19 protein-coding genes are annotated in these 18,565 nt (G+C 62.1%); 16 read left to right on the top strand and 3 right to left on the bottom strand.

The genetic code is table 11. The features are described from left to right. Positions 1-111: 111 nt before the first annotated feature. The gene (gene katG, locus DT068_RS18925; RefSeq protein ID WP_119391443.1) at positions 112-2,301 is read right to left on the bottom strand and encodes a catalase/peroxidase HPI; all 2,190 of its coding nucleotides are present in this window, start codon (positions 2,299-2,301) and stop codon (positions 112-114) included. A gap of 229 nt (positions 2,302-2,530) precedes the next feature. Here katG and DT068_RS18930 point away from each other — a divergent pair, with 229 nt between their 5' ends. The 3 genes from DT068_RS18930 (at position 2,531) to DT068_RS18940 (ending at position 4,659) form a co-directional block, all read left to right on the top strand. After that, complete coding sequence (locus DT068_RS18930) at positions 2,531-3,445, top strand: hydrogen peroxide-inducible genes activator (protein WP_119391444.1); 915 nt, start codon at positions 2,531-2,533, stop codon at positions 3,443-3,445. A 62-nt stretch (positions 3,446-3,507) separates the two neighbouring features. Beyond that, positions 3,508-4,212, top strand: a complete 705-nt coding sequence (gene aqpZ, locus DT068_RS18935; protein WP_119391604.1) for an aquaporin Z — start codon at positions 3,508-3,510, stop codon at positions 4,210-4,212. A 174-nt stretch (positions 4,213-4,386) separates the two neighbouring features. After that, positions 4,387-4,659, top strand: coding sequence for a hypothetical protein (locus DT068_RS18940; RefSeq protein ID WP_119391445.1), 273 nt, complete (start codon positions 4,387-4,389; stop codon positions 4,657-4,659). 43 nt (positions 4,660-4,702) lie between these two features. Here DT068_RS18940 and DT068_RS18945 read toward each other — a convergent pair whose 3' ends face one another. Next, positions 4,703-5,350, bottom strand: coding sequence for an alpha/beta hydrolase (locus DT068_RS18945; RefSeq protein WP_119391446.1), 648 nt, complete (start codon positions 5,348-5,350; stop codon positions 4,703-4,705). Positions 5,351-5,566: 216 nt separating this feature from the next. Here DT068_RS18945 and DT068_RS18950 point away from each other — a divergent pair, with 216 nt between their 5' ends. The 12 genes from DT068_RS18950 (at position 5,567) to DT068_RS19005 (ending at position 15,626) form a co-directional block, all read left to right on the top strand. After that, positions 5,567-6,061, top strand: coding sequence for an Rrf2 family transcriptional regulator (locus tag DT068_RS18950; RefSeq protein WP_119391447.1), 495 nt, complete (start codon positions 5,567-5,569; stop codon positions 6,059-6,061). Beyond that, positions 6,045-7,124 (top strand): cysteine desulfurase family protein, encoded by a 1,080-nt coding sequence (locus tag DT068_RS18955; RefSeq protein ID WP_119391448.1) that lies wholly within the window; start codon positions 6,045-6,047, stop codon positions 7,122-7,124. The genes DT068_RS18950 and DT068_RS18955 overlap by 17 nt, the downstream gene beginning before the upstream one ends. An 11-nt stretch (positions 7,125-7,135) precedes the next feature. Further along, positions 7,136-8,602, top strand: coding sequence for a Fe-S cluster assembly protein SufB (gene sufB / locus DT068_RS18960; protein WP_119391449.1), 1,467 nt, complete (start codon positions 7,136-7,138; stop codon positions 8,600-8,602). Then, a complete protein-coding gene (locus DT068_RS18965; RefSeq protein ID WP_119391450.1) occupies positions 8,602-8,889 on the top strand; it encodes a hypothetical protein in 288 nt (95 codons plus the stop codon). The genes sufB and DT068_RS18965 overlap by 1 nt, the downstream gene beginning before the upstream one ends. A 203-nt stretch (positions 8,890-9,092) precedes the next feature. Then, positions 9,093-9,848: a Fe-S cluster assembly ATPase SufC gene (gene sufC, locus DT068_RS18970; RefSeq protein ID WP_119391451.1), complete on the top strand. Its 756-nt coding sequence runs from the start codon at positions 9,093-9,095 to the stop codon at positions 9,846-9,848. Continuing rightward, complete coding sequence (sufD, locus tag DT068_RS18975; protein WP_119391452.1) at positions 9,845-11,044, top strand: Fe-S cluster assembly protein SufD; 1,200 nt, start codon at positions 9,845-9,847, stop codon at positions 11,042-11,044. The genes sufC and sufD overlap by 4 nt, the downstream gene beginning before the upstream one ends. Continuing rightward, positions 11,041-12,285: a cysteine desulfurase gene (locus DT068_RS18980; protein ID WP_119391453.1), complete on the top strand. Its 1,245-nt coding sequence runs from the start codon at positions 11,041-11,043 to the stop codon at positions 12,283-12,285. Before sufD ends, DT068_RS18980 begins: the two co-directional genes overlap by 4 nt. Continuing rightward, positions 12,282-12,665 (top strand): SUF system Fe-S cluster assembly protein, encoded by a 384-nt coding sequence (locus DT068_RS18985; protein ID WP_119391454.1) that lies wholly within the window; start codon positions 12,282-12,284, stop codon positions 12,663-12,665. The genes DT068_RS18980 and DT068_RS18985 overlap by 4 nt, the downstream gene beginning before the upstream one ends. Before the next feature lie 14 nt (positions 12,666-12,679). Next, positions 12,680-13,054, top strand: a complete 375-nt coding sequence (locus DT068_RS18990; protein ID WP_119391605.1) for a HesB/IscA family protein — start codon at positions 12,680-12,682, stop codon at positions 13,052-13,054. A 4-nt stretch (positions 13,055-13,058) separates the two neighbouring features. Next, positions 13,059-13,436 carry a TfoX/Sxy family protein gene (locus DT068_RS18995; protein WP_119391455.1) on the top strand — a complete coding sequence of 126 codons (378 nt, stop codon included), beginning with the start codon at positions 13,059-13,061 and terminating at the stop codon, positions 13,434-13,436. 79 nt (positions 13,437-13,515) lie between these two features. Continuing rightward, positions 13,516-14,805, top strand: coding sequence for a lipopolysaccharide biosynthesis protein (locus DT068_RS19000; protein ID WP_162914304.1), 1,290 nt, complete (start codon positions 13,516-13,518; stop codon positions 14,803-14,805). Beyond that, positions 14,805-15,626, top strand: a complete 822-nt coding sequence (locus DT068_RS19005) for a glycosyltransferase family 2 protein (protein ID WP_119391457.1) — start codon at positions 14,805-14,807, stop codon at positions 15,624-15,626. Before DT068_RS19000 ends, DT068_RS19005 begins: the two co-directional genes overlap by 1 nt. 107 nt (positions 15,627-15,733) lie before the next feature. Here the strand turns inward: DT068_RS19005 and DT068_RS19010 are convergent, their stop codons facing one another. Then, on the bottom strand, positions 15,734-17,191 hold the full coding sequence (locus DT068_RS19010; protein ID WP_119391458.1) for a DEAD/DEAH box helicase: 1,458 nt from the start codon (positions 17,189-17,191) through the stop codon (positions 15,734-15,736). A gap of 389 nt (positions 17,192-17,580) precedes the next feature. Here DT068_RS19010 and DT068_RS19015 point away from each other — a divergent pair, with 389 nt between their 5' ends. Next, on the top strand, positions 17,581-18,210 hold the full coding sequence (locus DT068_RS19015) for a hypothetical protein (protein ID WP_368904825.1): 630 nt from the start codon (positions 17,581-17,583) through the stop codon (positions 18,208-18,210). The last annotated feature ends 355 nt before the right edge of the window (positions 18,211-18,565 follow it).

The raw sequence follows: 18,565 nt of genomic DNA on the forward strand, positions 1-18,565 counted from the left end.
CTTTTAGTCTGAGTTCTCGGAACGAGAACAGCAAGGCTCCGCACTAAGAAGGCCGCACGGTCTCGCGACCATGCGGCCCTCTTGGAGAAATGCGGGGGCAGTTCACCAGGATCAGACCAGATCGAAGCGGTCCAGGTTCATCACCTTGGTCCACGCCGCCACGAAGTCCTTGACGAACTTCTCCTTAGAGTCGGTGCAGGCATAGACTTCGGCCAGCGCTCTCAGCTGCGAGTGCGAGCCGAAGATGAGATCGGCGCGCGTGCCGGTCCATTTGAGCTCGCCCGTCGCCCGCTCGCGTCCTTCGAACACGTCTCTCGCGTCCGACGTCGCTTTCCACTCCGTGTCCATGTCGAGCAGATTGAGGAAGAAGTCGTTGGTCAGCATCTCGGCGCGTTTCGTCAAGACACCGTGCTGTGACTTCCCGGCATTGGCGCCGAGGACGCGCAGGCCGCCGACGAGGACCGTCAGCTCAGGCGCCGTCAGCGTCAGCAACTGCGCGCGATCCACCAGCAATTCCTCGGCCGAAAGGCGCTGCCTGCCGCGCAGATAGTTGCGGAAACCATCGGCTGTCGGTTCAAGGGGAGCGAAGGAGTCGATGTCGGTCTGCTCCTGCGAGGCGTCCATGCGGCCCGGCGTGAAGGGCACCTTCACATCGTGCCCGCCGGCCTTCGCGGCCCGCTCGATGGCGGCGCTGCCGCCGAGAACGATCAGGTCAGCAAGCGAGACTTTCCTGGTCCCAGCCGAGGCGTTGAATTCCTTCTGGATCGCCTCGAGCTTCCGCAACACCTCGGCCAGCTGAGCCGGCTGGTTGACGTCCCAATCCTTCTGCGGCGCAAGCCGGATGCGCGCGCCATTGGCACCGCCGCGCTTGTCGGAGCCGCGGAATGTCGACGCCGACCCCCAGGCGGTCGAGACCAGCTGGGAGACCGTGAGGCCGGAGGCGAGGATCTTCGCCTTGAGAGCCGCAATGTCCTTATCCCCGATCAACTCATGATCGACCGCGGGGACAGGGTCTTGCCAGGACAGTTCTTCCTTCGGGACGAGGGGGCCGAGATACCGCACGATCGGACCCATGTCGCGGTGAGTGAGCTTGAACCACGCCCGGGCGAATGCGTCTGCGAACTGATCCGGATTCTCGTAGAAGCGCCGCGAGATCTTTTCATATTCGGGGTCGAATCGCAAAGCCAGGTCGGTGGTGAGCATGGAAGGGGCATGCCGCTTCGACTTGTCATGCGCGTCGGGAACGGTATTGGCGCCTGCGCCATGTTTCGGCTTCCACTGATGGGCGCCGGCCGGGCTCTTGGTCAGCTCCCATTCGTAGCCGAACAGATTCCAGAAGAAGTTGTTGCTCCACTTCGTCGGCGTCGTGGTCCAGATGACTTCCAGGCCGCTGCCGATCGCGTCGCCGCCCTTGCCGGTACCGAACTTGCTCTTCCAGCCAAGGCCTTGCTCCTCGATATCGGCGCCTTCCGGATCCACCCCCACCAAGGCCGCATCGCCGGCGCCGTGGGTCTTTCCGAAAGTGTGGCCGCCGGCGATCAGCGCGACGGTTTCCTCGTCATTCATCGCCATGCGCTTGAACGTCTCGCGAATGTCGCGCGCCGCGGCGAGCGGGTCAGGGTTGCCGTTCGGGCCTTCCGGATTGACGTAGATCAGGCCCATCTGCACGGCGGCGAGCGGATCCTGGAGATCGCGGTCGCCGCTATAGCGCTCGTCCGCCAGCCACTTGCCTTCCGGACCCCAGTAGATATCCTCTTCCGGCTCCCAGACATCCTCGCGTCCGCCGGCGAAACCGAATGTCTTGAAGCCCATCGATTCGAGGGCAACGTTGCCCGTGAGAATCATGAGGTCGGCCCAGGAGATCTTGCGGCCGTATTTCTGCTTGATCGGCCACAGCAGCCGGCGTGCCTTGTCGAGATTCACATTGTCCGGCCAGCTGTTGAGCGGCGCAAAACGCTGCTGGCCGGCCCCGGCGCCGCCGCGGCCGTCGCCGATGCGGTAGGTGCCGGCGCTATGCCACGCCATGCGGATGAACAACGGCCCGTAATGGCCGAAATCGGCCGGCCACCAGTCCTGCGAATCCGTCATCAGCGCATGCAGGTCCTTGATCACGTCATTCAGGTTGAGGCTCTTGAATTCCTTGGCGTAGTCGAACGCCTCGCCCATCGGATCGGACAAGCTCGAATGCTGGTGGAGAACCTGAAGGTTCAGCTGGTTCGGCCACCAGTCGCGATTCTTCCTGACGACGCTCGTATGGATGACCGGGCACTTGCCCGTGCTCTCTTTGGTTTTTGTGTCCATTTTTATCTCCGATCCTGGCTGAGTTGAGTGCTGGGAATGAGGCCCACCCTGAGCTCCGGGTGGCGCTGGCTAGCTGCCCGGATGATCTCTGCGAGCCACCGCCCGTGCATGGTCGGCGGCTACGATGCGAGAAAATTGTGACATCCGGTTCCTCTTCATCACCACTTCGTACCAGACTTGCACAATTAATTTAAGTTGGATTTTTTCATTGGAGCGATAAGATGACGTTATGACAAACCTGACGCTCAAGCAGCTTCGCTATTTCGAGGCGTTGGTGCGGCATGGCCACTTCGGACGCGCGGCGGATTCTTGCGCGATTTCCCAACCCGCTATGTCGGTGCAGATCCGGGAGCTGGAAGAGGAACTCGGCACGGAGCTCTTCGAGAGGGGCGCGCGGCAAGTGCGGCTGACCAGCTTCGGAGAGGAATTTGCCCTGCGGGTGCGCGACATATTGCGTTCGGTGGACGAGCTGGGCGACCTGGCGCGCACCTCTCAGGACCGGCTGGCGGGGCGGCTGCGCATAGGCGTGATCCCGACCGTCGCCCCTTATCTTCTGCCCACCATCATCGGCAGCCTGACCCGCTCGCATGACGGTCTTGTCATTCACGTGCGCGAGACGCTGACGCGCAAGCTGATCGAGGAGCTGGCGGAAGGCCGGCTCGACACGGCTATCGTCGCCTTGCCGGTGTCGGAGCCGTCGTTGACCGAGGTGGCGCTGTTCACCGAGAATTTCGTGCTGGTCCGGCCTGGCGAGGATGCGGGAAAGCCGGTGCCCAACAGCAAGGCGTTGCGCGAAATGCGGCTGCTTCTGCTGGAGGAGGGGCATTGCTTCCGCGATCAGGCCCTGTCGTTCTGCAACATGCATTCGGTGCGGCCACGGGAGCTGCTGGACGGGAGTTCCTTGTCGACGCTGGTCCAGATGGTCAGCGCCGGCATCGGCGTCACCTTGATCCCGGAAATGGCCGTTGCGGTGGAGACACGCTCGGCCTCCGTGTCCATCGCGCGCTTCAAGAACCCGCAGCCCGCACGCACGATCGGCATGGTCTGGCGCAAGACAAGCCCGCTCGGCAAGCAGCTCAAGCAGATTTCCGAAGTTGTCCGCCAGTCGGCCGAGACGTTGCGCGCGCAGCACGATCCGGTTTGAACTTTCGACAGGAAAGAATACAAAAGCTCAGACTCGCTCAACTGAGTCGGATGGGGATTCACATGCAGAAGAAGCTTGCGGCAGAGTTGTTTGGTACATTCTGGCTGGTGCTCGGCGGTTGCGGAAGTGCGGTTCTGGCCGCTGCCTTCCCTAACGTCGGCATTGGCCTGCTTGGCGTATCCTTCGCGTTCGGACTGACGGTGCTGACCATGGCCTATGCGGTGGGGGGCATTTCCGGCGGTCACTTCAACCCGGCCGTTTCGGTCGGCCTTGCAGCCGCGGGTCGCTTTTCCTGGGGCTCGGTCATTCCCTACATCATTGCCCAGGTGATCGGCGCCGTTGTCGCGGCGGGCGTGCTTTATCTCATTGCCTCCGGCAAGGCGGGCTTCGCGATCGATCCCGCGGCGCCCGGGGCCTTTGCCACGAACGGCTTTGCCGAGCATTCGCCGGGCGGCTATTCGCTCATGGCTGCGCTGATTTGCGAAATCGTGCTGACCGCCTTCTTCCTGATCATCATCCTGGGCGCCACGGGCAAATCGGTACCGGTGGGCTTTGCGCCGATCGCGATCGGTCTTGGGCTGACGCTCATCCACCTGATCTCGATCCCGGTGACCAATACATCGGTCAATCCGGCGCGCTCGACGGGACCTGCGCTCTTCGCCGGCGGCTTGGCGCTGCAGCAGCTCTGGCTGTTCTGGGTCGCTCCGCTGATCGGTGGCGCGCTGGGCGGCCTCGTTTACAAGGCGCTGCTCAGCGAGGAGAAGTAGTTCCTTCGCACAAAATGGGGGAGCGCCGGACCTATTCGGCGCCTCCTCGCGTTTAGCTGCGTCCCCCCTTTATTCTTCATGAAGAAGAGTTACGGCTCTTAAGGTCGTTCTCTTGGGCTTTCTGACCTCGATGTGAACTTCCTCGCCCAGACGCTCATTTCATGAGGTAGTCATATGTATCGCATCACCTTGGAATGTCACGGTGTACCAGCAACGGCAGGCGAGGAAGCGGCGCGCGACATCACAGAGGAGTTCAGGCTTCACTATCCACGCGAAAACAACGTCACGTGCACCTTCGAGGACGGCAAGCTGAGGCTTGTTGCTGAAAATGACTACGATCCTGAAGGACTTAACCTGATGGACGAGTTTTCAGACAACATTTCGACATACATCGCCGAACTGTTCGACGGCAAAATTCGACTTGTCAGCGTCGAAACCCTCGGATGAATTCGCTAACCTGACATGAGGCGGCTCTGGCCGTCTCATGTCGTTACGCCTCGCGCGCCAGCCGCTTGTCGAGATAGGTGGCGCAGATCTTGGTCAGGTCGTCGATCTTGTCCTGGAAGAAGTGGTTGGCGCCCGGCATCACCTTGTGCTCGATGACGATGCCCTTCTGGGTCTTGAGCTTGGTCACCAGCGTGTTGACGGCCTCGGGCGGGGTCACCGTGTCCTTGTCGCCATTGACGAACAGGCCGGAGGCCGGGCAGGGGGCGAGGAACGAGAAGTCGTAATGCTTGGCGAGCGGCGCCACCGAGATGAAGCCCGAGATTTCCGGCCGGCGCATCAGGAGCTGCATGGAGATCCAGGCTCCGAAGGAGATGCCGGCGATCCAGCAGATCTTGGCTTCCCGGTTATGCGACTGCAACCAGTCGAGGGCGGAAGCAGCATCGGAAAGTTCCCCGGCGCCGTTCTCGAACAGGCCCTGGCTCCTGCCCACACCCCGGAAATTGAAGCGCAGCACCGAGAAACCGCGTTGGGCGAACATATAATAGAGGGAATGCACGATAGGGTTGTTCATCGTGCCGCCGAAGCTCGGATGGGGATGCAGGAGGATCGCGATCGGGGAGCCCTGGGCCTTGGAATGATGATAGCGCGCTTCGATACGGCCGGCCGGCCCATTGAAAATCACTTCAGGCATGAGCGAGTGTCGATCCTGTTCTGCGTCTGGCGGTTATTGAAAAAGGGCAAATTCCGGCGAAATAGTTGACTCCCGTAGTCGGATATTCTATTTCCTTGTTTAGAATTGTTCAAAGAAATATAGAATCCCACGGGACGCCGGGCGAGACCGGCTCTTAGCACGGCTCCGGGGTGAAATGGCAAGTTTTCTCAAAGAGCCGGCAGCGGAAAAGCAACCATGAAACTCTCTACCAAAGGCAGATATGCGGTGATGGCCATGGTCGATATCGGCCAGAATGGCGAGGGCCGCACCGTGTCGCTGGCCGAGATCGCCGCGCGCCAGGACATCAGCCAGGAATATCTCGAGCAGCTTTTCGTGAAGCTCCGCAAGGCGGGCCTGGTGCAGAGCGCCAGGGGACCGGGCGGCGGTTACCGGCTGGCGCATCCCGCCGATGATATCGTCATCTATGACGTCATCGCTGCGGTCGACGAGCCGATGAAGGTGACGCGCTGCGAGGGCGACGCGGTCGATGGCTGCGTCAGGGGCGAGCGCTGCTGCACCCATGATCTGTGGTCCTCGATCGGAAGGCAGGTGAACACCTTCCTGGCCAATGTCACGCTCGACGATGTGGTCAACAAGCGCAACCTGGCGTTGGCGGCCTCGATCCGCCAGGCCAAGGCGCGTTATGTGCGAAAGCCGCAGCAGAACGAGATCGATGCGCATATATCTTGACCATAATGCCACGAGCCCGCTGCGCGAGAACGCCCGCAAGGCGATGCTGGCGGCGCTTGAGCTTCATGGCAATGCGTCGTCCATCCATGGCGAGGGCAGGCGCGCCCATGCGCTGCTCGATGAGGCGCGCGAGACCGTGGCGCGCGCCCTTGGTGTCCTGGCGCCCATGGTCGTCTTCACCTCGGGCGGCAGCGAAGCGAACAACCTGGCGCTGAAGGGCGTCGCGGTCGAACGTCTGATCGTTTCCGCAATCGAACATCCCTCGGTCCTCGAGGCGGCGAAGGCCACGGGCAAGCCCGTCGCCATCCTTCCTGTCGATGCTCGGGGCATCGTCGATCTCGAAGCGCTCGACCGGCTGCTCGGGGCTGGGCCCAAGGCGCTGGTCAGCGTGATGCTCGCCAATAACGAGACCGGCGTCATCGAGCCCATACGCGATGTGGTAGCCCTGGCGCACCGGCATGGCGCCCTCGTTCACAGCGACGCGGTCCAGGCCGTTGGCAAGATGCCCGTCAATTTCGGCCTGCTGGGCGTCGATCTCCTGACGCTCTCGGCGCACAAGCTGGGCGGCCCGCAAGGGGCAGGCGCCCTCATCATTCGCGATGGGCTGGCGCTGGAACCCTTGATCCATGGCGGCGGCCAGGAATTGCGCCGCAGGGCCGGCACCGAGAACATTGCCGCGATCGTCGGTTTCGCCGCCGCGATCGCCGAAAAAGGACTCGAAATCAAGGCGCTGCGCGACCATCTTGAATCGAGGCTTGAAGATGCGGTGATCTTCGCCGCCGAGGCGGAGCGCCTGCCGAACACCAGCTGTTTCGCGGCACCCGGCCTTTCCGCCGAAACAGCGCTGATGGCGCTCGATCTTGCCGGTTTTGCGGTTTCCTCGGGCTCTGCCTGCTCATCTGGCAAGGTGGCGAAATCGCATGTGCTGCAGGCGATGGGGGTTGCCCCCGATCTGGCGGGTGCGGCTTTGCGCGTCAGCCTCGGCTGGACCACGACGGCCGACGACATCGAAAAATTCATCTCCGCCTGGGCGAAGCTCAAGGCCCGGCGGAAAGCGGCATAGGACTGAAGAAAATGGCCGATATCGACACGATCGAACTCGTCAAGGATATTGACGTCGACAAGTACAAATACGGGTTCACCACCGAGATCGAATCCGAGCTCGCCCCCAAGGGCCTGAACAAGGACATCGTCGCCTTCATCTCGAAGAAGAAGGGGGAGCCCGAATGGATGCTCGAATGGCGCCTCGAGGCCTATCGCCGCTGGCTTCAGGTCGATGAGCCGACCTGGGCCAAGGTCAAGCATCCCAAGATCGATTTCCAGGATCTGCATTATTATGCAGCGCCCAAGAGCATGTCGGGACCGAAGAGCCTCGATGAGGTCGATCCCGAATTGCTCAAGACCTATGAGAAGCTCGGCATCCCCTTGCGCGAGCGCGAAGTGCTGGCGGGCGTCCAGGGCAGCAAGGTCGCGGTCGATGCGGTGTTCGATTCGATCTCGGTCGTCACCACCTTCAAGGAAGAGCTGGCCAAGGCCGGTGTCATCTTCTGCTCGATCTCGGAAGCGATCCGCGAGCACCCCGAGCTCGTGAAGAAATATCTGGGCTCGGTCGTCCCCCAGGGCGACAATTTCTATGCCGCGCTCAATTCGGCGGTCTTCTCCGACGGCTCCTTCGTCTATGTGCCGCCCAATACGCGCTGCCCGATGGAGCTTTCGACCTATTTCCGCATCAACGAGAAGAAGACCGGCCAGTTCGAGCGCACGCTCATCATTGCCGATAAGGGCGCTTACGTGTCCTATCTCGAAGGCTGCACGGCGCCGACCCGCGACGAGAACCAGCTCCATGCCGCGGTGGTCGAGCTCATCGCCCTCGAGGATGCCGAGATCAAGTACTCGACGGTGCAGAACTGGTATCCGGGCGACAAGGAAGGCAAGGGCGGCGTATATAATTTCGTCACCAAGCGCGGCGACTGCCGCGGCCGCAACGCCAAGATCTCCTGGACCCAGGTCGAGACCGGCTCCGCCATCACCTGGAAATATCCGAGCTGCATCCTGCGCGGCGACAATTCGCGCGGCGAGTTCTACTCGATCGCCATCTCGAATGGCCGCCAGCAGGTCGATTCCGGCACCAAGATGATCCATCTCGGCAAGAACACCTCGAGCCGCATCGTGTCGAAGGGCATCGCCGCAGGGCGCAGCGACAACACCTATCGCGGCCTCGTCTCGGCGCACCGCAAGGCGATCAATGCCCGGAACTTCACGCAGTGCGACTCGCTTTTGATCGGCGACAAATGCGGCGCCCATACCGTGCCCTATATCGAGGCGAAGACGCTCTCGGCCCATTTCGAGCATGAGGCGACGACGTCCAAGATCTCCGACGACCAGATGTTCTATTGCCAGTCGCGCGGCCTGTCGCAGGAAGAGGCGGTGACGCTCATCGTCAACGGCTTCGTGCGCGACGTGCTGCAGCAGCTGCCGATGGAATTCATGGCCGAGACGCAGAAGCTGATCGGCATCTCGCTCGAAGGAAGCGTTGGCTGATGTCCAAACGTCGGGGCGATATCTGGTTCGTGCGTTCCAATGGCGGGCAGGGCTCCTATCCCGTGACGCCGGAGGGCTGGCGCGTGGTCTGGGTGTTCGTGGCCGGCATCGTTGCTTCGGCGATCATGGGTTTCGTGCTGGCGCAGGCCATGCCGACCGTCATGTGGGCGGGGTTCACGGCGCTCGGCATGGCGATAGCGGCGTTCTGGTTCATCATGACGGCGCGCGCCCATACGGACTATTCGAAGACTTACAATGAGTATGTGAAAGACAAGAAGAATGCCTGATCAACGGTGGCACAATGACGGTGGAAACACTATTCGACATGATTCAGACACCGGTAGTCGGCGCAATAGCCGGTTACGTTTTGTTCAGGCAACTACGCAAGACGCATCCGGAAACGGCGCTTAAATTCGCACTGATAGCTGGTATCGGCGCTGCCATCGTGTACGCCGCGCTAAAATACGTGTTCTAGATTTGGAAATGTGTGATGCTCGAAGTTAAAGATCTCTATGTCAAACTGGCGGACGAAGACCGCACCATACTGAACGGCCTCACCCTCAAGGTGAAGGCGGGCGAGGTGCATGCCATCATGGGGCCGAACGGCTCCGGCAAGTCGACGTTGTCCTATGTGCTCGCCGGCCGCGAAGGCTATGAGGTCACCGGCGGTGAAGCCAGGTTCAAGGGCGAGGACCTGCTCGACATGGCGCCGGACCAGCGCGCCGCCAAGGGCCTGTTCCTGGCCTTCCAGTATCCGATCGAGATACCGGGCGTCGCCACCATGCAATTCCTCAAAGTGGCGCTCAATTCGCAGCGCAAGGCGCGTGGCGAGAAGGAGCTGACGACGCCCGAATTCATGCGGATCGTCAAGGAGCGCGCCGCCAGGCTCGGCATCTCGCAGGACATGCTGAAACGCGCCGTCAATGTCGGCTTCTCGGGCGGCGAGAAGAAGCGCGCCGAGATCCTGCAGATGGCGGTGCTGGAGCCCTCGCTCTGCATCCTGGACGAGACCGATTCCGGCCTCGACATCGACGCGCTGCGCGTCGTCGCCGACGGCGTGAACGCGCTGCGCTCGCCCGAGCGCGCCATGGTCGTCATCACCCATTACCAGCGGTTGCTCGATTATATCGTGCCCGATTTCGTGCATGTCCTCTCGCAGGGCCGCATCGTCAAGTCGGGCGGCAAGGAGCTGGCGCTCGAACTCGAAGCCAAGGGCTATGCCGAGTTCACCAGGGAAGCCGCATGAATGTCGCCGTGAACAAGACGCCGGCGGAGCTTGCCTATGACGGCATGCTGCTGCCGCATCCGCGTCTCGAAGACTGGAAATGGACCAATCTCAGGACCCTGATCGACCGGCCTTATCCGCCGCGCATCGCCGTCACGGCGCTGCCCAGGGACGTCGAGCGGCTGCTGAAGCGCGATCCCCTGGCGATGATCGCCCATGCCCGCATCGTCTTCGTCAATGGCCTCTTCGACAAGGCGGCATCGGCATTGCCGGCCGGCGGCGCCGTCAAGGTGACCCAGCAGCTGGCGCCGCTCGACAATACGGACGAGCCGGTGCTCGAGATGAACAGGGCTTTCGCCGGCGAAGGTGTGCATATCGAGATCACCTCCAACATCGACGCGCCGGTCGAGATCGTCCATGTCGCGACCGACGCCGAGGCGCGCACCATCGCCACGCGCCACCGGATCACCATTGCCGATGGCGCCTCGGCGACCGTGCTCGAGATCCATCTGGGTGAGGGCGATTATCTGACCAACAGCGTGATCGACGTCGCTCTGGGAGCCGGGGCGAAGCTCGACCGCGTCAAGCTCGAGATCGAATCGCGCGACGCCATCCATCTGGCGCATGCCCGGATCACGCTCGGCCGCGATGCGGTTCTGCGCGATTTCACGCTGACCTCCGGCGCCCGCGTCAACCGCCAGAACGCCACGGTCAATTTCGCCGGCGAGAAGGCGGATGCCAAGATTGCCGGCTCCTATCTTCTGTCCGGCAAGCAGCATGCCGATACCCGTCTGGTCATCGACCACCAGGTGCCGAAATGCACGAGCCGAGAGATCTTCAAATGCGTGATGGACGAGAAAGCACGCGGAATTTTCCAGGGCAAGGTGATCGTCCAGCGCGACGCCCAGAAGACCGACGGCAAGCAGTCCTCGCACGGGCTCCTGCTGTCGGAGACGGCTGAATTCGACGCCAAGCCCGAGCTCGAGATCTATGCCGATGACGTGGTCTGCGGCCATGGCGCCACCAGCGGCGATATCGACCACAATCATCTCTTCTATCTGCGCTCGCGCGGCATTCCGGAGCCCGAGGCCAAATCGATGCTGATTGCCGCCTTCGTCGGCGAGGCCTTCGACACGATCAGCCATGACGACGTGCGCGAGCAATTGACCCGCTTCGCCGAGACCTGGCTCGTCGATCACAAGGAAACGGTCCGGTGACGGCGCAAGCAAAGATCCGCCCCGCTTTCGATGTCGAGGCCATCCGCCGCGACTTCCCGATCCTGTCGCGCGAGGTCTATGGCAAGCCGCTCGTCTATCTCGATAATGCGGCCTCCGCCCAGAAACCCAAGGCGGTGCTCGACCGCATGATGCAGGCGATGTCCGAGGACTACGCCAATGTCCATCGCGGCCTGCACTATCTCTCCAATACCTCGACCCAGGCCTTCGAGGACGCGCGCGAAAGTGTGCGGCGCTTCCTCAACGCGCCGTCCAAGGACCAGATCATCTTCACCCGCAATGCCACCGAGGCGATCAACCTGGTGGCGCAGTCCTTCGGCGGCATGGTATTGGGCGAGGGCGACGAGATCGTGCTGTCGATCCTCGAGCACCACTCCAATATCGTGCCCTGGCACTTCCATCGCGAGCGCCGTGGCGCGGTGATCAGATGGGCGCCGATCGATGACGACGGCAATTTCCTGTTGGAGGAGTTCGAGAAGCTCCTCAATCCCCGCACCAGGATCGTCGCCATCACCCAGATGTCGAATGCGCTCGGCACCATTGTCCCGATCAAGGAGGTCATCCGCCTCGCCCATGCCAGGGGCATTCCGGTGCTGGTCGATGGCAGCCAGGCGGCGGTGCATCTGCCCATCGACGTCCAGGACCTCGACGCCGACTTCTATGCCTTCACCGGCCACAAGACCTATGGGCCTTCGGGCATCGGCGTGCTCTATGGCAAGATGGAGCATCTTAAGCGCATGCCGCCCTATCAGGGCGGTGGCGAGATGATCGGCGAGGTGTCGCTCGACACGATCACCTATGCTGAGCCGCCGCACCGCTTCGAAGCGGGGACGCCGGCCATTGTCGAGGCCATCGGCCTTGGCGCCGCCCTCGACTACATGAAGGGCATCGGCCTCGAAGCGATCGCGGCGCATGAGGCGGACTTGCGCAACTATGCGATGGCGCGACTCTCCGAGATCAATTCGCTGAGGATATTCGGCCGCGCCCGCGAGAAGGGGGCGATCGTCTCCTTCAACATGGAAGGGGCGCATGCCCATGACATCTCGACGGTGATCGACCGCGCCGGCGTCGCGGTCAGGGCAGGGACCCATTGCACCCAGCCGCTGCTCGCCCGCTTCGGCGTGACGGCCACCTGCCGGGCGTCCTTCGGCATGTACAACACAAGGGCCGAAGTTGATAAACTGGCGGAAGCGCTTATCTCTGCCCAGAGGATCTTTCTGTGACCGACGTCCAGGACCATAGCGCTGCCCAAACGGCAGCCCAAGTTCCCCCGGCCTCCGCCATCCCGCCGGATGAGATCGCGCGCCTGACGGACGACATCACGGCCGCCCTCAAGACCGTCTATGATCCTGAAATCCCTGTCGATATTTACGAGTTGGGCTTGGTCTACAAGGTCGACATCGAGGATGACCGGCAGGTCAAGATCGACATGACCCTGACCGCCCCCGGCTGCCCGGTCGCCGGCGACATGCCGGGCTGGGTCGAGAATGCAGTGGGCGCGGTTCCGGGTGTTTCGGGGGTGAAGGTCAATTTGGTCTTCGATCCGCCATGGGACCATTCCCGCATGTCGGATGAGGCGCGCGTCGCACTCAATATGTGGTAAGAAGAAGCATGACGATGACCAGACCCCGCCCCAAGGTGATGACGCTGACCGAAGCCGCGGCCGAGCGCGTGAAGGCGATCATGAGCAAGGCGAAAAAGCCGGTCCTCGGCCTGCGCCTTGGCGTCAAGAACGGCGGCTGCGCCGGCATGGAATACACGATGGAATGGGCAGAGCATAAGCGCCCATATGACGAGGTCGTGGAGGACAGGGACGTCACGGTATTCATCGATCCCAAGGCGATCATGTTCCTGCTCGGCACCGAGATGGACTACAGGGAATCGATGCTGAAATCGGGCTTTGTCTTCAACAATCCGAACCAGACCGCCGCCTGCGGCTGCGGTGAATCGGTGATGCTCAAGCCCGCCCAGGCCGTCCCGGCCGCCCAGTAGCGGCATGGCGACGAGCGCCCAGTATCTCGATTTCATCAAGGAGCAATTGGCCGGTTTCGGCCCGGTGACGCTGCGCCGGATGTTCAGCGGCGCCGGCGTCTATCGCGACGGCCTGATGTTCGCGCTGATCGCCCGGGACACGCTCTATTTCAAGGCCGATGCTGCCTCGCAGGGCGAGTTCGAGGCGCTGAGCCTGCCGCCTTTCACCTATGCGGCGAAGGGCCAGAAGAGGGTGATCATGTCCTACTGGCGCGCGCCCGAAGCCTGTCTCGACGACCCGGAGGAGATGGCGCAATGGGCCAGGAAAGCGTTCGGGGCGGCTTTACGCGCCCAAAAACTCGTCACGGCGGCGAAGCCCCGCAACCGCCGACGAAAACCATAGTCGGACAGATTGTTGGAAAATTAGCTTTTGTCGGTCAAGAGCTGGCAGGACTTTCCGACCCGCGACATCTGTGATGGGCATGTTTCGCATCCGGCTTCCCGCCAAATTCGCGACCTACGTCTTCGTATTGGCCGCGCGCGGCATCTATGTGCTGATGCGGCTAGCTGTCGTTCTAGGCTTGCCGTTCGTTCTGGGACCTGCCGCCCTTGGGCAGTTCGGGACGTTCTCGGCCCTGGTGGCGACCTTGCCGATGCTCATCGGTCTCGGCGTGTCCCAGCACGTGATCAGACGCCTCGCCACCACCACGCACGCACCCTCATTCCGTGTTCTGGCCCTTCATACGATGACCGGCTGCGTCGCGGTCATGGTCATCTCCGCCATCTGGATCCGGATCTATCCCGATGTGGATGGCCTGACCGGCCTGCTCGTAGCCATGGTCGCCGGCATTGAAGTCATCAGGGCGGCCGCCTATTCGCTATCGATTGCGCGGTCGAGCATTATCCGCGCCAATATCGCCTATGTTCTGAGCGTCACCGGACCAAGCCTTGCCGTGGTGGCGGGATTTCTGTTCTTCCAGAACAGGATCAACCTCGCCATCGTCATCGCCTGCTGGATCGTCACCAATATCGTGTCGACAGCCATTGCGCTCACCGTGGTTACCGGGGATTTCCGTCGGGCACCGCAGGCGCGGGTGAGATGGGAGGCGCTCAAGCGCCGCTATGCCGTCGCCGTAGCCTCATCGCGAAACATCTACCTCAACCAGATCGTCGATGTGGCACGGGTGTATTGCGATCGGATCGTGGTGCCGCTCTTCGCCGGCTTTTATCTCGCCGGCATCTATAATTTCTTCGCGTTGGGCGCCAATATGACGGTGATGATCTGTAACGCCACATTCGGCCAGACCGACCTGCCGCAGATGATGAAGGCTTCGGCGAACCAGGCTTGGGCCGAATTCGACCATATCGTTCGTGTTGGCCTCAAGCGCACCCTCGTCCTGCCGGTCATCATCATGGCGCCGCTCTTTGCGCTGAAGCCCTTGGCCGAACTGGTGTTGAAGACGACGATCGAGGCCAGCCTGTACTATCCGCTGACCTTCTGCGCGATGCTCGTCGCCGTCTCCGGATCTGTCGCCGACTATCTGTGGTATGCCGTCTATGCCGCTCACGGCGAGCGCGAGTTGGCGAAGACCGCTTTGCTGACCGTGCCTTTCGCGCTTGTGGCCGTTGCGCTCGGGACCTGGGCTTTCGGCTTGATCGGCGCTTCTCTGGCGGTGGCTCTGACGAGCGCTATCGTATCATCGCTGCGCTGGCGCCGCTTGCGTGATCATCTGGCTGGCAAGACGGCCCGGCTCACGGCGGAGTTCGATTGATGGCGGCGGAAGCGGTTGTCCTCATCCCCGCCTACAATGCGGAAGCGACCTTGGCGGACGCGGTGCTCTCGCTGTTCCCGGCCAAGCACGACTTCGACGTGCTCATTGTCGATGACGGCAGCCGCTTGCCGGCCGAGAGCGTTGTCAAAGGCAGTTCGGCGCTCGAACCTTACCTGAAGCGGATTCACATACTTCGCCATGAACCGAATAGAGGGCTGATCGCGACGCTCAATCGTGGAATCGAATGGGCGCTTGAGCGCAAATACCAGTATATCATCCGCATGGATGGTGATGATCTTGCTCGGTCGCAACGGGTCGACAGGCAGATCGATTTCATGAACGCTCATCCACAGATCGATGTCGCGGGATCGCAGACCAAGAGATTCAGACATGTGCCGGAGGATCTGGACGAGCGCCGTTTCCCGCTTGAACAGCCGGACATCCGGCGACGGATGCATTGGTCGGTCGGCTTCTCGCATCCGACCCTCATCATCCGGGCGCCGACTTTCGAGAAAGTCGGTCTCTACGATCCGCGCTATTTGCATGCTGAGGATTTCGACTGGACGTGGCGCTGCATGCGCAAGGTGGGGATGGCCAATCTTCCCGATTTTCTGCTGAACTATAGGGTATCGCCCAACCAGGTGTCAGCCCGGAACCGGCGCCGGCAGCTTCTCAGCAAAGCGCGCGTGCTCATGCGTGAAGTGCGGCATGGGGAAATCGAGTGCCTGAAGGGCCTCGCGGCCGCCGCTTTGGTGGCGTTCATGCCCTTTCATGCCAAGCTCGCCTTGCAGCGCCGGTTGAAGAACTGGCTGCCGCATTAGAGCGCCGAGCGTTCAACTGGGATCGCCTCGGCGCTCTATACTTTTGTTTGCGTATCGGATTATCCGGAAACCGCCAGCGCTTTCCGATCCGACGCCATAGCGCGTGATCAGGCGCTGCGCACCGGACGTGACAGGAAGGCCGGCATGTTGCCGGAATGGAAGCCGTCGGAATCGGGGACATCGCCGGACGGCGAGGGCCTGCGATCGCGCGCGGGCTTCTCGCGGCGCTGCTGCGCGCCGCCGTGCGGCTTCTCCGCGCGGGGCTGTCTCTCCTCACGCGGCGGCTTGTCGTCGCGCAGCTGCTTCTCTTCGCGGGGTTGCCTCTCCTCCCGCGGCGGCCTGGCGGCCGCGGCGGGCTTGTGGCGTTCACCACCGGCCGGCTTGCCACGGCGTCGGCGCGGCTGTTCCGCCTCATCGCCAGAGGTTTCGGTCTCGGCGGGAGCCGGGCTTCCGTCCACGGCGATGGTCTTGCGGATCAGCTGCTCGATCGCCTTGACATATTTGCTCTCGGCGTTCGTCGCCAGCATGAAGGCGTGACCTTCGCGACCGGCTCGGCCCGTGCGTCCGACGCGGTGGACATAGTCTTCCGCGTGGATCGGCACGTCGTAGTTGAACACATGGCTCACTTCCGGAATGTCGAGGCCGCGTGCCGCCACATCGGAGGCGATGAGGAAGGTGATCTCGCCGGCACGGAAGGAGTCGAGGGTGCGCAAGCGGGCCCGCTGGTCCATATCGCCATGGAGGGCCGCGGCATTGAAGCCGTGGCGCTTGAGGGAGGCTTCGAGGACACCGACCGTCGTCTTGCGGTTGGCGAAGACGATGGCGTTCTTCACATTCGTCTGCGATTTGAGCAGGCGGCGCAGCGCCTCGCGCTTCAGCTTGGCATCGCTCGGCGCCTTGACCAGCTTCTGCTCGATCGTCGCGGCCGTGCTCGACGGCGGCGAGACTTCCACCCTGACCGGCGCGTGCAGGAACTGATTGGTGATGCGCTGGATCTCCGGCGGCATCGTCGCCGAGAAGAACAGGGTCTGGCGCGTGAAGGGCAGGAGCTTGCAGATGCGCTCGATGTCGGGGATGAAGCCCATGTCGAGCATGCGGTCGGCCTCATCGATCACCAGCATCTCGACGCCGGTCAGGAGCAGCCTGCCGCGCTCGAAATGATCGAGCAGGCGGCCCGGCGTGGCGATGACGACATCGGCGCCGCGGTCGATCTTGGCCGCCTGGTCGTCGAAGGAAACACCGCCGATGAGAAGGGCGACGTTGAGGCGATGCGCCTGGCCGATACGCTCGAAGGCTTCCTGGACCTGGGCGGCGAGCTCGCGCGTCGGCTCGAGAATGAGCGTGCGCGGGATGCGGGCCCGGGCGCGTCCGGTTTCGAGCAGCGACAGCATCGGCAGCACGAAGGCGGCGGTCTTGCCGGAGCCTGTCTGGGCGAGGCCCAGCACGTCCTTACGGGCAAGTGCGGGCGGTATGGCGCCGGCCTGGATGGGGGTCGGGGTGACGAAGCCCGCTTTCTCGACGGCGCCGAGGACCTTAGGGCTTAGACCCAATTCTGAAAACTGCATGGAAAATCAAAAAACCGATCTGGCGAGATTATTGTTGATTGTGTGTCAAAAGCATCCGGTCGGACTCGCCACAAAGTCGGATGCACGAAATGTGCCTGAAAAATAGGGAGAATCTCGCAAAAGTCAAATGACGCGGGGCTGCGGCAAATTAACGGCCGCCGGGACAGAAAAATGGGCAGTCTCGCAAGGCTGCCCAAGGTTTGTACGCCAGGGAGGTTACAGACACCAGATTAACTTTACCAATAGGTCCAGTATGCCTGATTCTTTGGTTTTGGGCACGTACAAACTGTATCGTTCCACCGTGCCTTGCTAAGGTCGAAATCAGCGGCGAATTTGCCTCCCAACGACCACAGCAACCTATGACCACGCGCATGCCCTACCGCCCGATAATGCTGTCTATCTGTCTGACAGTCCTGACCTTTTGCCAGGCCCAGGCCTTCGAGCCGCCGGCCTTCCCGCTTAACGACGCACAGCTCAAGGCGCTCGAGGAATATGCCGTGGCGAAGACCGAGAAGGCCTTCGCCGCTGGGCCGGAAGGCCAGTTTTCCGCGCAGACCGGCTTCACCAGCGCGACCATTGCGGCGCGCGAGGCGCTCAAGGCCTGCGATGAAGGGGTATCGGAGGCGACCAAACGCTGCATTCTTATCGACCTCAACGGTGCGCGCCTGTCCAATGCCATGCAAATGGTACAGATGCTCCGCGTCGATCCCGGCCTGTTCGAGAAGCCGATGAAGGTTCCCGATCTGGTTCTCGACGTGGATGCCTGGCGCGCCCGGGAAGGCTATATCGAGAAGGCCGAGCACAAGGCTTTCGCCATCAGCCTCAAAGGACCCTGGGCACGCTCTTGGGAAGGCGCCACCGCCGAGGAGGCCGAGAAAGAGGCGCTCGACAGCTGCAACCGCAATGAAGCGGCGCAGAAGGCGCCGTGCTTCATCTTGATGCGAGAGGGCGCCAGCGTTCCCCTCGAGCAGCTTCAGGCAAATCCCGATCTCTCCGTAGACGGACAAAAGGCTAAGTGAAGCTGACCTATTTCGTGATTTGACCGCCGTGCGCCCCGGGGGCGGAGTTCCCCAACGTCAATAAGCTGCCCAAAGACGCCGCGCCGATCCAGGGAGGGATCGGTGGCCGCGCGACGCGATCAACAGCCCTATGTGCCGCCAGAACCTCTTGATCGAGTCGTGCCGACGAAGGTCTTTGCCGACAAAGACCTTGGTGCGAAAGCACGAGCAAGAAGGCCCCGTCCGGTACGCCACCGGCGGGGCCTGCTTGTTGAGGATTTCCTAACCACTGCAAGGCCATGACAGGTAACCGAGGTGTGAACGGTCACTTTGGCATTCCGCTTGCAGAATAGATGCGCACAACGCTGTTAATGGT

Origin of the sequence: Taklimakanibacter lacteus (assembly GCA_003576695.1) — a bacterium.
In the GTDB taxonomy this organism is placed as follows: Bacteria; Pseudomonadota; Alphaproteobacteria; order Rhizobiales; family Aestuariivirgaceae; genus Taklimakanibacter; species Taklimakanibacter lacteus.

Excerpts from the sequence above, each read along its gene's own strand:
- katG (WP_119391443.1), bottom strand. The coding sequence starts at position 2,301 with ATGGACACAAAAACCAAAGAGAGCACGGGCAAGTGCCCGGTCATCCAT.
- DT068_RS18930 (WP_119391444.1), top strand. The coding sequence starts at position 2,531 with ATGACAAACCTGACGCTCAAGCAGCTTCGCTATTTCGAGGCGTTGGTG.
- aqpZ (WP_119391604.1), top strand. The coding sequence starts at position 3,508 with ATGCAGAAGAAGCTTGCGGCAGAGTTGTTTGGTACATTCTGGCTGGTG.
- DT068_RS18940 (WP_119391445.1), top strand. The coding sequence starts at position 4,387 with ATGTATCGCATCACCTTGGAATGTCACGGTGTACCAGCAACGGCAGGC.
- DT068_RS18945 (WP_119391446.1), bottom strand. The coding sequence starts at position 5,350 with ATGCCTGAAGTGATTTTCAATGGGCCGGCCGGCCGTATCGAAGCGCGC.
- DT068_RS18950 (WP_119391447.1), top strand. The coding sequence starts at position 5,567 with ATGAAACTCTCTACCAAAGGCAGATATGCGGTGATGGCCATGGTCGAT.
- DT068_RS18955 (WP_119391448.1), top strand. The coding sequence starts at position 6,045 with ATGCGCATATATCTTGACCATAATGCCACGAGCCCGCTGCGCGAGAAC.
- sufB (WP_119391449.1), top strand. The coding sequence starts at position 7,136 with ATGGCCGATATCGACACGATCGAACTCGTCAAGGATATTGACGTCGAC.
- DT068_RS18965 (WP_119391450.1), top strand. The coding sequence starts at position 8,602 with ATGTCCAAACGTCGGGGCGATATCTGGTTCGTGCGTTCCAATGGCGGG.
- sufC (WP_119391451.1), top strand. The coding sequence starts at position 9,093 with ATGCTCGAAGTTAAAGATCTCTATGTCAAACTGGCGGACGAAGACCGC.
- sufD (WP_119391452.1), top strand. The coding sequence starts at position 9,845 with ATGAATGTCGCCGTGAACAAGACGCCGGCGGAGCTTGCCTATGACGGC.
- DT068_RS18990 (WP_119391605.1), top strand. The coding sequence starts at position 12,680 with ATGACCAGACCCCGCCCCAAGGTGATGACGCTGACCGAAGCCGCGGCC.
- DT068_RS18995 (WP_119391455.1), top strand. The coding sequence starts at position 13,059 with ATGGCGACGAGCGCCCAGTATCTCGATTTCATCAAGGAGCAATTGGCC.
- DT068_RS19000 (WP_162914304.1), top strand. The coding sequence starts at position 13,516 with ATGTTTCGCATCCGGCTTCCCGCCAAATTCGCGACCTACGTCTTCGTA.
- DT068_RS19005 (WP_119391457.1), top strand. The coding sequence starts at position 14,805 with ATGGCGGCGGAAGCGGTTGTCCTCATCCCCGCCTACAATGCGGAAGCG.
- DT068_RS19010 (WP_119391458.1), bottom strand. The coding sequence starts at position 17,191 with ATGCAGTTTTCAGAATTGGGTCTAAGCCCTAAGGTCCTCGGCGCCGTC.
- DT068_RS19015 (WP_368904825.1), top strand. The coding sequence starts at position 17,581 with ATGCTGTCTATCTGTCTGACAGTCCTGACCTTTTGCCAGGCCCAGGCC.